The organism is Phaeobacter sp. (assembly GCF_022825805.1).
GTDB lineage: Bacteria > Pseudomonadota > Alphaproteobacteria > Rhodobacterales > Rhodobacteraceae > Phaeobacter.
Window position 1 is genome coordinate 1 of record NZ_JAJDWC010000035.1, and the last position, 13,601, is coordinate 13,601.

Genomic DNA, 13,601 nt, shown 5'->3' on the forward strand with positions numbered 1-13,601 from the left:
CGATGTCGGCTCATCTCATCCTGGGGCTGGAGCAGGTCCCAAGGGTACGGCTGTTCGCCGTTTAAAGAGGTACGTGAGCTGGGTTTAGAACGTCGTGAGACAGTTCGGTCCCTATCTGCCGTGGGTGTAGGATACTTGAGAGGAGTTGCCCCTAGTACGAGAGGACCGGGGTGAACGATCCACTGGTGGACCTGTTGTTGCGCCAGCAGCAGTGCAGGGTAGCTATGATCGGAAAGGATAACCGCTGAAGGCATCTAAGCGGGAAGCCCCCCTCAAAACAAGGTATCCCTGAGGGCCGTGGAAGACCACCACGTCAATAGGCCGGAGATGTAAGCGCAGCAATGCGTTCAGTTGACCGGTACTAATCGCCCGATAGGCTTGATCTGTTCCAGTAACAGACAGTGAAAACAAAAACGAACCAAAAGCAAAACTCGACTGAATTGTATCTCTAAGAGGATTTTCCTCGGTTTGGTGGTCATAGCGCAAGTGAAACACCCGGTCCCATCCCGAACCCGGAAGTTAAGCACTGTTGCGCCGATGGTACTGCGTCTTAAGGCGTGGGAGAGTAGGTCACCGCCAAACCTAGTAAAATCCTCAAACGATCAAACAAAACAAAAAAACCACCGCGGGATGGAGCAGCCAGGTAGCTCGTCAGGCTCATAACCTGAAGGTCGTAGGTTCAAATCCTACTCCCGCAACCAAATCACCCTATATCCATCAATGCACTAGCGTTAAAAGGGGCGCCTTTGGCGTTGCCTCCAGCACTGGAAAAACTGCAGAAATAAGTGGGGGCGGCACAACAGGCCAAGTCCTGATGTAGTCGTTCCAACCTTTGCCAGTCCGGTTTACGGCGCTGCAAGGCACTCATTGCCGCGGTAGATAGCTATATTCGCCGTCGCTTGATAAGCGCGGAATGGTCAGACCTGCATAACATCAGCGGCCTTAGTCCGCCGGAAGTGAGCTTAGACCAGTCTACCATCCAACAATACTGTTGACGTGTATTGTCTCGGCCGTTTGTCCTCGCCCTGCCGCAGGTAACGGCATGAGGTGATTTTACGAAAAGCTGGATGCGTTTGCTGGCCATTGTGGTGGGACATGCCAAGACCAGATAAAGAGCTCCATCGAGTCGCTGAGGCCTTTCAGTCGCTGACTTACCTCCAACTATCGGTGTCGGCGGCGGTGCAAATCACTCGATTGGTTAACGAAGCCGCCGGAAACTCACTGTTTCTTGAATCGTGAACCTTTCAAAAACCTAAAACTCTCGTCCAGCGCTCCGGTGTTTATCACAGGGCAGGAGTGAGATTTGAGGCACAATTTCGTCGCGCTGACCGCAGCTGATGATCGGCATCACTATGAACCCTGCGCGCGGATCAGTAAAAGGCGATTACTTTCAGGTGCTTGCTAAAAAGTTAACGGAATGGCGAAGAAACTGTGGGTTTCATCCGGTTTTTTTGCGAAGATATCCCCACAAACCCGGGGGGGTCTGAAATTGTTGGTGTGTCTTAATTTCCGCATGGTTTCGACCATGTTGCGCGATATTTCGTCTCATTCCAGCCCCAGCCTTAAACCAACGTAAAGGCGTGGGAAATTGGAGTGGGCGATGAAACGCTTGTTTGCTGCTATAGCCGCATGCCTCTTGCTGGGCATGCCGGTTCCTTCCGGTGCGCAGGACGCCACCACGGGGGCCAAAATGATCGTTGGATGGGAGGCTGTCGGACGCCTTAACATCTCTGGTCGATATATGTGCACCGGTGCCATGGTGGCGCCAGATCTGGTCGTCACAGCCGCGCATTGCGTCTATGATGCGCGAACGGGACAACGCATAGAGCCGTCCACGATCCGATTTGACGCGGGGCTAAACGGTAACCGTGCCAAGGCTGCGCGCTCCGTGACCAAAGTCGTGGTTCACCCAGAGTATCAGTTTCAGCACCAGGATGACGGCCAGATGGGGCGCGACATAGCCGTCCTACGCTTGGACCGGCCTATTTCCCGCCAGATGATCACGCCCTTTGAACTTGCCGCGCAACCCGCCAGAGGGGCGGCGGTGGATGTGATGTCTTATTCCCTGACGCAGAAAAACCGGCCAAATCTGGAAAAGAACTGCAGGGTTCTGGCCCGTCAGGCGCTCGCAGTTGTCATGACCTGTCAGGTTGATTTCGGCGCTTCAGGTGCGCCGGTTTTCGATGTCACGTCCGGCCAGGCGCCGCGACTGGTATCTGTGATCTCTTCGAAGGCCGCCATGGGCAACACGCCAGTTTCGATCGGAACATCCTTCGATCGGACACTGTTGGCGATGATGCGCTCCGCCAGCTGATATCCGGCAGGCGGAGTGCGGTGCCTGTGCTCTTATGGTTCGCGCAGCGCCTCGCGGGATTTGTAGAGCGGTTTAAGCATGTATTGGAGAATGGTCTTTTCGCCGGTTTGCAACTCAGCAGTGGCACGCATACCTGGCCGGATCTCAATCGCTTGCTGACGTTCCGTGAACTGGGTGCGGTCGACCTTCACAGTCACGCGGTAGTAGGGTTCCGCGCGCGGGTTACGTTCATCCTCGAAAGTATCGGCCGAGACAAAGTCTACGGTGCCGCGCAGCGACCCATAGATGGTGTAGTCATAGGCCGACAGCTTGATCGTCGCTGACTGTCCGGGCTGGACGCTGGCAATGTCTTCTGGTTTCACGCGTGCTTCGACGAACATCTCTTCGCCAAGCGGAATGATCTCGAGGATCTCCTCGCCCGGGCGGATCACCCCGCCAATTGTGGTGATCGACAGGCTGTTCACAATGCCGGCCATAGGGGATGTGATCACCGTCCTATTCAGCTGGTCTTCTGCCAGTCTCAGCTCCTGGCGATGAGAGGTGAGATCGCGCAGGGTTTGAGAATACTCCTCCGCCAGCTCAAGCTCTGACTGAGTGCCAATTTCATTGTATTTGGCCTGGGCATCACTGACGGCTTTTTGCGCGCGGTTCACCTCAATCAATGCCACGATCTCTTTCTTGTAGAGCCGTTTCATGTTGGCATGCTCGTCCTGCAGTTGGGTCAGGATTTCGCGCGCGCTGTCGCGACGGGTGGTGAAATCGGTTTGCCGTGCATTGAGCAGCGCGCGTTCTGATGCGTAGATGCCTTTGGAGCGTTCTGCGAGGTCCGCTGGAACCTGAAAATCAAATGCGCCTTCGAGCTCTGCCTCCAGCCGGAACTGCTTGATTTCGAGTGCATCGATACGATCTTGCAGATCATCGGCCGCGGTTCGGAACTTTGTATCTTGCAGGCGCGCCAGAATTTGACCCGCTGCAACCTCGTCCCCCTGGTTGACATGCAGCTCTGCGAGGATGCCGCCCTCAAGGTTCTGTACGATCTGGGAGCGCGAAGAGGATACGACCTCACCGTCGGCGCGAACGATTTCATCCACCCAGGCAAAACTCGCCCAGAGCAGAAACACGACCAGAGCCGCTGCAACGAGATAGATGATCCGGCTGGCGCCACGCGATCCGGAAGCAATGTCCAAATCGGCTGCGCTCATTTGCCTTCCCCTGCAGCGAGGTGGGCGAGAACCTGATCTCTTGGCCCATCCACGACCATCCGACCGGATTGCAGTATCAGCGTCCGGTTGGTCAGCGACAGGATCGGCATGCGGTGCGTGGCAATAACAGTTGTGCGTCCTTCCAGCCATGTTTCCAGACGGCTGACCAATGTCCGCTCCAATGTCTGGTCGAGCGCTGCTGTGGGTTCATCCAACAGTACGATAGAGGGGTTTTGAAGCCAGAGCCGGGCCCAGCCGATGGACTGTCTTTGCCCGATCGACAGACCGCCACCACCATCCTGGATCTCAAGATCCAGACCTTTGTGGTGATTGCGGACATGCGCGCCGAGACCCGCAAAATCAAGCGCAGTCATCAACCGGTCGTCGTCGCGCTCCAATTGGTTCAAGTTGAGGTTTTCGCGCAGCGTCCCGGCAAAAAGCCTGACGTCCTGGCTTAGATACCCAATGTGGCGGCGCAGATCCCTGGGGTCGATCTGGGTCATATCTGTGCCGTCGATCATCACGCGTCCGCGGTCAGGGGCATAAAGACCTGACATCAGCTTCAACAGTGTCGATTTACCAGAACCATTGACGCCCAGAACGGCCACGCGCTGACCGGGTGTTACCGCAACACCAGGGACGTCCAAAGTCGGCGCGCCGTCTTCGTCGTAGCGGAACATGACCTCACGGAGTTCAAAGCGACCCTGCAGGCTGTCACGCCGCAGGTAGGTCCGTTCGTCCTCTTTTTCTTGGGCCGAATTTGCGATGGCGTCCAATCCCTCCAGCGCGGCTTTGACGTTGCTCCAACGCGCCAGTGTTGCGGCAAATTGGGTTAGAGGTGCCAAAGTGCGGCTGGTCAGGATGCCTGTGGCAATGATCGTGCCGACCGTGAATTCCCCGGCAAAGACCATCAGCGTGCCCACAACGACGGAGCCGATATAGGTGGCTTGCTGGACGCCTTGGGACCAATGGGTGAGCGCGCTTGCCAGACGGCGTTGTTCGGTGGCAGCATGGGTGGAAAGCGTGTTCAGCTCGTCCCACAACCGCAACACGCGGTCCTCGCCCCGCTGGCTCTTGAGGGTATCCAGCTCATTGACCACCTCGTGTAGCAACCGGCCGGCTTTGGCGTTGGCGCCTTGGGTCTGCCGGGTCAGGGTGATCATGCGCTTTTGCATGAAATAGGCGGGCAGCAACATCAGCACGCCGCCCGCGATGATGATCCAGACAATCGGACCAGCGATGGAGGCAACCAACAGCAGGAAAACCGCGATGAACGGGATATCTGCCAAAGTGGAAATGGTGGTGGAGGTAAAGAACTCCCGGACCGAGCCGAAATCCCGCATGGCTGCAAACAGGCCGGATGGGGGGAGGGGCTTCTTGTCTGAGCGCATGCCGATCAGGCGTCGCATCAGGTTGTTTTGGACCGACAGCTCGATCTGCCGTCCGGCTGCATCGGTCAGACGCGCGCGCGCCAGTTTCAGCAAGGCCTCCAGCATGATCGCCAGGAAGGCGCCGACTGCCAGAACCCAAAGCGTTGCATGGGACTGGTGCGGCACAACGCGGTCGTACACCTGCAGCGAAAACAGCGCGACAGAGACGGCCAGAATATTGGCAACCAGAGAGCCCAGCATGATTTCGCCAACTTGGCGCCGGTACTTCGGGAATTCTCCCCAGAACCAATGCTCGCTTTCAAGCTGCGGGGTGTGGCGTGCAGCAATCTGCTTCAGAGAGTTGCGCGCGCCCAGAGTGGTCCCGGTGAAGTAGGGGCCAAACTCGGCAACCGGGACCTCTGCCTGATTGTCGTGGCAGGTTGTGTCATAGATGCTGACCGTATCGCGATGTTGCGACAGCACCAGCACACACTGGCCGTTGTTCATCATCGCAAGCGCGGGCCAACTGTCCGGTGTCAGCGCAACATTGTGATTGATCTGTGCCTGCATCCCAGTGGTCTGGAGCGCGCGGGCCAGTGAGTCGATGGACACATCGCTGGGGTCGTTGCGCCACATGAATTCAGCGATATCGCTCAGTTGAACCGTGGTGCCTTTCAACGATGCAAAGGTTGCGATCAGCGCAGCTCGATGTTGGATGCGCGCGGTGGCGTCTTCTATTAATGCGCTGACTTCGCCGACATTGTCGCTATCGAGCAGATTGCCCAGATCTAAATCAGCCGGTGGCTGCTGCTGCGGTGGCAGGGAGGTATCAACCGCAGCTGGTGCGGATGGCGGGTCGCTTTCCACCGCACGCAGGACAGGCTTGCCTGCCCCGCGCGCCGCCACATCCCCGTCGCGAGGAGCAGGCGGCACACTGCGCAACATGGTCTCATTTGTTGGACGGTCAGAGTCTCTCAAATCCGGTCCCCATCTGCCAAAACACCCATTTCGCGCGCAAGGGCCAGTTGCGTCAGCACAACTTCATATTTCGCGTCGATATGGGCTTGTTCGCGGCGTACCACCTCTTCGTAGATGGAAACCACATCAATAACCGAGCGTTGCCCGGCTTTAAACTGTGCTTGAAACAAGCGGTATGTTTCACGGCTGGTCTGAGCGAGGGCCGCAGCCTCGGCTTCTTGGCGCTTGAAAGACACCAGGCGTTGGATTTGGCGGCTGTAATCTCTGCGCGCGTCTTCCTGAACCTCGCCCACCTGCCGCTTGGCAATTTCCTTGGATGCTTCGATCGCCTGCAGCGCTGCTGGTGTGCCAAGACCAAAGGGCTGCGCCAGATCAAGGGTCAGTCCCGCGCCTGATCCGTCGCTTGTGACGTTCCCAGCCGCCGAGACCTGTGGCAACAGTCCCGCGCGTTCCATCTTGGCCTGCTCGACGCTCCGCGTGGCTTCGGCTTCTGCTTTGAGCACGGTCAGATACTGACTGTCCTCTGCAGGCGCCACCAGGGTCAGGTTCTGCGGCTTTTCGGCGAAGCTTTGCCCGGTCAGAGCCTGCAGCTCCGCATTGGCCGTCGCTGTTGCGTCCTTAGCTGTGGCAATGGCAGAGCGCATGCCGTTGATCTTGCTGCGCACCACATTGAGATCGGAGCGGTCCGAAACGCCACCCTCGACGCGTCCCATGACAATGCGCTCGAACTCATACATCCGCGACAGGGCGCGGGTTCCCACCTGCGCCTTTTCCTCTCCGCGCAAACCGGCAAGATAGAGCCCCAGCGCAGTTTCAACGCGGTTGTTCATATCGATAGAGAGGTTCACTGCGGCGACTTCCACATCGGCGGCCGCAAAAGCACGCTCCGCTTTGCGGCGTCCGTTGTCAAACAGGACCTGTTCGATCAGGATTCCCGCCACCAGATCACCAAGATCCGTTAGGCTGACGGATGGCCCCAAGGTCGGAAGCCAGTTTTTCGCCTTGGCCTCGGCGCGCAGTTTGGCACTGATCAGTTCTGCTTCTGCCGCGCGCGATGAGGCTGTGATCGCGGCAATGGCGATGGTGTCATAGACGCCGCCATCCGGCAGCATCGATTGCCGTTGCATCAGCGTTGAAATGACCGCGGAGGGGTTTTCAGCATCCGGTTGGGCGAAACTGCTGGCGCGACGGTTGACATCACTGTCGTTCCCGCCGCCGGGCTTGGCGAAGGGCAGGGATTGCATACACCCCGACAGGCAGCACAAAAGTGCCACTACGCCCATGGGTCGCGCCAATTGCATTCTGCCCCCTCGCATTATTTGCATCCTTACCCTGTTGCCGGGCATTTCAGCGGCAAAGGACCAGAGCTTGGCCCTCTGCCAGATGGATCAGATGACGCCCTGCACCTGGACGTCTGGGTCAACCAGCAACGTCGTGCCATCATTGCCGATGGTGTAGACATTGTAGTTCTCGTTGCCGACTTGTTGTGTGCCTGCGCTGACGGCTCCGGTTCCGGTGAGATCGATCCGGTCGTCGTCATTGCTGCCGCTATGGATCGTCAGTGTATTGGAATTGCCAGAAAGCGATTTGATATCCGCTTCCGTCAGGGTCAGGTTCACGTCCGTAGCGAACTGCAAATCAATGCTGTCGATATCGAATTGACCGATGGATGCATGGTCCAGCACCCCGGAATTGGTCGCATTGTCTTCGAACACCACAAGCGTGCTGGATGTGTTGCCCAAGGCATCGCTGCGCGACAGCACCAGATGTGTTCCGTCAGGAATTGGAGTGCCAAAGGTGAATTCAGTGCCATCCTGTGGATCAACGGTTCTGGTCGCGGCTGGGGCACCAACCGTTCCGTTCGGGTTCAGCGTGTTGACGGTATAATTGTCTGTGGCGTCCTGTGTTTCCAGTTCCAGGATGCCATCACCGTTGACCTTCAGGGCATAGATAGTGGCTTCATCCACCTCTGTGTCGACCGTGAACTGCTCCGAGATGCTCCGCTCGTTGCCAGCAGCGTCTGTCGCGGTGATGGTTGCCGTGACCTGGCGTTCACCACTTGGGATGGCGCTTTCTGGGACCACGACCGTCCAATTGCCTGCGCCATCGACGGTGGCGGGCACTTCTTGGCCCTCGATGACGACTTTGACGCTGGACCCGACTTCGACGGTACCGCTGAATGTGACGCCTGCCTGTTGCTCTGCTTTGGTGACAATATCGTCTGCCGTTTGGTTCGGCTGCACCGACAAAGGTGTCACCAAAGTGTCGAGCGCAACTGTGTCAGAAACGCTGGCGCTGTTGCCTGCATCATCTGTGATCGATGCAGTAATGGGCAGGGTCTGGGTTCCGGTCGGGATGGTGGCTGCCGGGAATGTTGTGCTCCAGTTGCCATCGTTTGCGGCGACCACTTGGCGTGTTGCTGTACCAAGACCAACCGTAACCGTCAGGCCAGGTGTTGCAGATCCGCTGATCTCGACCCCGTCAGCGCGTTCGACCGCGTTGATCACGTCGTCGATTTCGATCGGATCGGGTGATAGTGCCACAGTGCCTGCAACGGTATCGACCCGAAGGGACGAGGAGGCTGAAGCGGTGTTGCCCGCTGCATCCGTCGAAGACACTGTGACCGAGGTATTGTATTCCCCTGCTGCCAGGGATCCGGCCTCGAACGTCGCGCTCCAATCGCCGTTGGAGGCAACGCTTGCGGTGCGGGTGACGCCAGCCACGGTCACGAGCACGGTCGCACCTGGCTCAGCGGAGCCGGTCAAAGTGACGCCCGCCTGTGCCTCGGCCTGGTTGACGATGTTGTCACCGCCCGCCTGGTTGGCGTCGATGCTGACACTGGTCGAGGTATCCACCCGGATCACACCAGAGGTGGTTTCGGTGTTCCCAGCCGCATCTGTCGCGGTCACGCTCACCGGAGAGTCGTAGGCCACCGCAGATTGGGCGATTTCATTGGCTGCAAACGGCGCGCTCCAGCGGCCCTGTGCATCAGCTGTGACTGTGCGGGTGACCCCCTGGAAGGTCACGGCCACGGTGGCGGCCGCTTCTGCGGTGCCCGTCAGGGTCACCCCTGCCGCTGCCTCGGCCCCATTGACCATATCATCGCCGCCGGCTTGGCCTGCATCCAGGCCCACATTGATGGTGGTGTCGACGCTGATTGTGGTGCTGGTGGTTGCGGTGTTGCCATATGGATCGGTCGCCGCCGCGGTTACAGTGGTATCATAGGTGCCGTCGGCAATATCAGAACCGGCAAATGCCGCAGACCAGTTGCCTTGCGAATCTGCTGTGACCGTCCGACTGGCTGTGCCCAATGTGACGACCACGGTTGCGCCTGCTTCGGCGGTTCCGGTCAGGTTCAATCCGTTGGTCGCTTCTGCGCCGCTGATAAAGTTGTCACCTGCAAGCGGGTTCGAGAGTGTCACGGCCGTTGCAGTATCGACGCGAACGGTGCCGGTTGTTGTCGCGGTGTTGCCGACCACGTCAGTGGCTGTGACAGACACGTTGGCGTCATATTCACCGGCTGGGATCTCGTTGCTGGCGAAATCAGCGCTCCACACGCCCTGAGAGCTGGCGGTCACAGTGCGGCTGGTGCCTTCCAGGGTCACCACCACGGTTGCGCCTGCTTCTGCGGTGCCTGTCAATGTGACACCATTGGCGATTTCCGGTGCCGAGATCACACCATCCCCAGCCTGCACCGCATCCAGCGCTGCCTGAGTTTCGGTGTCGACCGGAATGGTCGTGGAGGTCGAGCTGACATTGCCGCTGGTGTCGGTTGCAACCGCAGAAACTGCTGCATCGTAGGTGCCGGTCGCAATTTCAGAGCTGAGATAGCTCGCGGACCAATTGCCCCCGGCATCTGCGGTGACAGTCCGAGAAACACCCTGCAGGGTGACCACGACAGAGGAGCCCGCCTCTGCGGTACCGGTCAGTGTGACGCCTGCGGCCTGTTCCGCACCGTTGATGACATGGTCGTCGCCAACCTGGGTGTTGATCGTCACGCGGGTTTCGGTGTCGACAGCAACGGTGTGCGACACAGTTGTGGTATTTCCGACTGCGTCGGCGCTGGTGATTTCAATGGTCGATGTGTAAATGCCGGTGGCGATTTCGCCGGTCGCATAATCCACAGACCAGGTGCCATCATCGCCAACAGTTGTTGTGCGGGTGATGCCTTGGAACAAGACGGACACGCTGGCACCAGCCTCGCCGGTGCCCGAGATTGTCACGCCATCTGCCACTTCGATGTAGTTGATATGATCGTCGCCTTCGACCACGTCCACGGCAACTGGCGGGGGAGTCGTGTCGATCAGAACCGACGGACCATCCAGGTTAAATTCGTTTCCGTCCGGATCTTTTACGTAGACAGTTGTCTCGTAAGAACCATCTGGGGGCAGGTTGGTGACGGGGAAGTTGGCGACCCAAATCCCGTCGTCGTTGACGACAACGGTTTCTGTGATGGTTCCAAACGTCACTTCAACAGTTGATCCAGGTGCCCCTGTCCCGCTTACAACCACATCTTCTGTTGTGGAGCCTGCCACTGTGTAGGTCGCGTCCGGATTGTCGACGGTTGGGGTGATGGGGCCACCGCCACCTCCTCCGCCGCCACCACCGCCACCACCAATGATTGCGGCAGCACCCACGACGCCTGCTGCGGCGCCTGCGCCGCCAAGACCACCAACAAGCGGCGCGACCAGAGGCGCCACAACGGGTTCGATGCGGTCCACATCGAGGAACACCATATCGTCATAGGCGCTCCACTTGCCGCCGAGATCCAGGGGCTCGTAGCTGGCATAGAGCATGCCATCAGTACGATCCTCCAGCACCACTTCGATGAAGTTACCCTCTTCACTCAGGAAGAGGTTTTTGCCGCCCGTGGCGCCCGTGTCGTAGAACCCATCCAGGATGATGACCTGACCATCCAGCAGCGTGATATGGAGATCCGACCCGCGGCGCGCGTAGCTTTCTACGTCGGCTGGCGACAGATTAAGGGAAATGTCCTTGGCCTGTGAGACTTCGATGACAGCCTGGCCTTCATCCGCAGAGGTGCCATGCTGTTTCGTGCCCGCCATATCGCGGACGATGTATCCAACCATGCTCATTCTATATACCGCTCGTCAATGGACCGATACGCCCGAAATATGGACGCAAAGGTTGCCTGTTTGTGTGCTCATTGACCGTCTCCGCGGCCATATTGGTGGTATACTGAGGCCATGTATTATGGCTTGTCTAGGCTGGCGTGCGTAAAAACGGCCCGAAAATATCAAGGTGTGGCCAAATTGTAGCCAGTATTGAACCTCGTTTGCGCAGGCTTGATGATTAACCAATCCGCGCGGCCCATCCGCGCAGACCACTGTTTTTGCGCGATTGGCTGTGTTGGGCGCACTTTGGGTGTGGTTTGCCCTGTTTTTCTGGTCTTTTCAGCTTTGGCGGCAGTTCATGTGCGGCCGGAATTGAGTGTAGATTTCACCGGTGCCTCGCCGATGTGTGAACGGATGTTCTATTAAAAGTGTCTGGCAATTAACCAAAAACATACCAGTTTAAGTTAGGAACAAAGGTAGAATTGGTGTAGACTTGGTACGAAGTTCACGACGCCGAATTCCGGGACCAGACCCGTACGCCACCACAGAACGTGGCGCGTTGGCCTTACTTACGCCTGTATCGGCGCCGAGCAGAATTCATACGACTTATACACGCGGACAATCTTTGGCCCTCGCGCTGGGCGTGCTCTGTCTGTGTGAACGATTGAACCCCAGGAGGAATGGCGCGCAGTAACTAGGAGGTTAGAGCCAGATGAAAGACATTGCCGAACTCTTTGCCGAGCAATACGGCGAAACGCGCGAGCAAGAGATGTCATTGCAGGACTATCTGAACGGATGTCGGGATGATCCTGGAATGTATGCAAATGTCGCCGAACGCATGCTGAAGGCGATTGGCAAAGAAGAACTGGTCGATACCTCTAAAGATGCGCGTTTGGGTCCGATTTTCCAAAACCGTACAATCAAACGATACGCTGCGTTCGAAGACTTCTATGGTATGGAAGACACGATTGAGCGGATTGTCGGATATTTCCGTCATGCGGCGCAGGGCCTGGAGGAGCGCAAGCAGATCCTTTACCTGCTCGGTCCGGTCGGGGGCGGAAAATCCTCTCTCGCCGAGCGTTTGAAGCGTTTGGTCGAGGATCAGCCAATTTATGTTCTGAAAGCTGGTGACCAACTGTCGCCGATTTTCGAAAGCCCGTTGGGGCTGTTTGATCCGGTGCGCATGGGCAAAATCCTGGCGGAGGAATATGGCATCGCGCAGCACCGTTTGCCAGGGCTTATGTCGCCTTGGGCGGTGCAGCGACTGGATGAATTTGGCGGCGATATCAACAAGTTCTCAGTTGTGCGCCTGTATCCATCGCGTCTGCGCCGAATCTGTGTGGCCAAGGTGGAGCCAGGCGATGAGAACAACCAGGATATTTCCACATTGGTTGGCAAAGTGGACATCCGCCAGTTGGAGCATTTCAGCCAGGACAACCCCGATGCCTATAGTTTCTCAGGCGGTTTGAATCGGGCAACGCAGGGCATCCTCGAATTTGTGGAGATGTTCAAAGCCCCGATCAAAATGCTGCACCCGTTGCTCACCGCAACGCAGGAAGGCAACTACATGGGGACCGAGAGCTTTGGCGCGATCCCTTACACCGGTCTTATCCTTGCCCATTCCAACGAATCTGAATGGCAGCAATTCAAGAATAACAAAAACAACGAAGCCTTCATTGACCGGGTTTCGATTGTGAAGGTGCCATATTGTCTTCGGGTTACTGAAGAGGCCAAAATCTATGACAAGTTGATTGAACATAGCGAACTTGGCTCGGCCCCATGTGCGCCAGAAACCCTAAAGATCTTGTCGCGCTTCTCGGTTTTGACTCGGTTGAAACCGCATGAAAATTCAAACCTTTACTCCAAGCTGCGTGTGTATGACGGGGAAAGCCTGAAGGATACGGATCCAAAAGCGAAAACCGTGCAGGAGTATCAGGACCGTGCCGGTGTCGATGAGGGTATGAACGGCATTTCGACGAGATTTGCCTTCAAGGTGCTGTCCACAACCTTCAACTTCGACACAGACGAGGTCGCCGCAGATCCGGTTCATTTGATGTATGTGCTGGAGCAGATGATCAAACGGGAACAGTTCCCGGCCGAAACCGAAGCAAAGTACCTCGCTTTCATCAAAACTGAGCTGGCGCCTCGGTATGAGGAGTTTATCGGCAACGAAATACAGAAGGCCTATCTGGAGAGTTACACAGAATACGGCCAGAACGTTTTTGACCGGTATATCTCCTATGCGGACGCCTGGATCGAAGAGCAGGACTACAAAGACCCCGACACTGGTCAGCTCTATGATCGTGATGTGTTGGATGCGGAGTTGTCGAAGATCGAAAAACCCGTCGGCATCGCCAATCCAAAAGACTTCCGCAATGAAGTGGTGAAATTTGCCCTGCGCCATAGGGCGAACACCGGCTCCAATCCGGCCTGGAATTCGTATGAAAAGCTGCGTGATGTGATCGAAAAACACATGTTCAGTCAGGTCGAAGAGTTACTGCCTGTGATTTCCTTTGGCTCCAAAAAGGACAGCAAAACCGAAGGCAAACACCAAGAGTTCGTGGAGCGTATGCGCAGCCATGGCTACACGGATCGGCAGGTTCGCCGTTTGGTGGAATGGTACATGCGGGTGAATAAGGCAGGCTAAGAGGAGGCGGATGCA

General features: G+C 57.2%; 6 protein-coding genes, 1 tRNA gene and 2 rRNA genes. 5 read left to right on the forward strand and 4 right to left on the reverse strand.

The features are described from left to right. From Q0C28_RS03980 to Q0C28_RS03995, 4 genes are all read left to right on the forward strand, one after another. A 23S ribosomal RNA gene (locus Q0C28_RS03980) occupies positions 1–386 on the forward strand; the annotation flags it as partial. A gap of 81 nt (positions 387–467) precedes the next feature. Then, positions 468–582: ribosomal RNA gene (gene rrf / locus Q0C28_RS03985) — 5S ribosomal RNA — on the forward strand. 42 nt (positions 583–624) lie between these two features. Next, positions 625–701, forward strand: a tRNA-Met gene (locus Q0C28_RS03990). An 899-nt stretch (positions 702–1,600) separates the two neighbouring features. Further along, on the forward strand, positions 1,601–2,314 hold the full coding sequence (locus Q0C28_RS03995) for a trypsin-like serine protease (RefSeq protein WP_293573360.1): 714 nt from the start codon (positions 1,601–1,603) through the stop codon (positions 2,312–2,314). Positions 2,315–2,346: 32 nt separating this feature from the next. On the opposite strand, the gene Q0C28_RS04000 is transcribed toward Q0C28_RS03995, so the two are convergent. The 4 genes from Q0C28_RS04000 to Q0C28_RS04015 form a co-directional block, all read right to left on the reverse strand. Beyond that, positions 2,347–3,516 (reverse strand): HlyD family type I secretion periplasmic adaptor subunit, encoded by a 1,170-nt coding sequence (locus Q0C28_RS04000; RefSeq protein WP_293573361.1) that lies wholly within the window; start codon positions 3,514–3,516, stop codon positions 2,347–2,349. After that, complete coding sequence (locus Q0C28_RS04005; RefSeq protein ID WP_293573362.1) at positions 3,513–5,831, reverse strand: ATP-binding cassette domain-containing protein; 2,319 nt, start codon at positions 5,829–5,831, stop codon at positions 3,513–3,515. Before Q0C28_RS04005 ends, Q0C28_RS04000 begins: the two co-directional genes overlap by 4 nt. Before the next feature lie 29 nt (positions 5,832–5,860). Next, the gene (locus Q0C28_RS04010; RefSeq protein WP_293573390.1) at positions 5,861–7,165 is read right to left on the reverse strand and encodes a TolC family protein; all 1,305 of its coding nucleotides are present in this window, start codon (positions 7,163–7,165) and stop codon (positions 5,861–5,863) included. Between the two features lie 87 nt (positions 7,166–7,252). Then, entirely contained in the window at positions 7,253–10,960 is a 3,708-nt protein-coding gene (locus tag Q0C28_RS04015; protein WP_293573363.1) for an Ig-like domain-containing protein, read from the reverse strand. Positions 10,961–11,651: 691 nt separating this feature from the next. On the opposite strand from Q0C28_RS04015, the gene Q0C28_RS04020 reads away from it, so the two are divergent. Beyond that, a complete protein-coding gene (locus Q0C28_RS04020; protein WP_293573364.1) occupies positions 11,652–13,586 on the forward strand; it encodes a PrkA family serine protein kinase in 1,935 nt (644 codons plus the stop codon). Positions 13,587–13,601 lie beyond the last annotated feature (15 nt).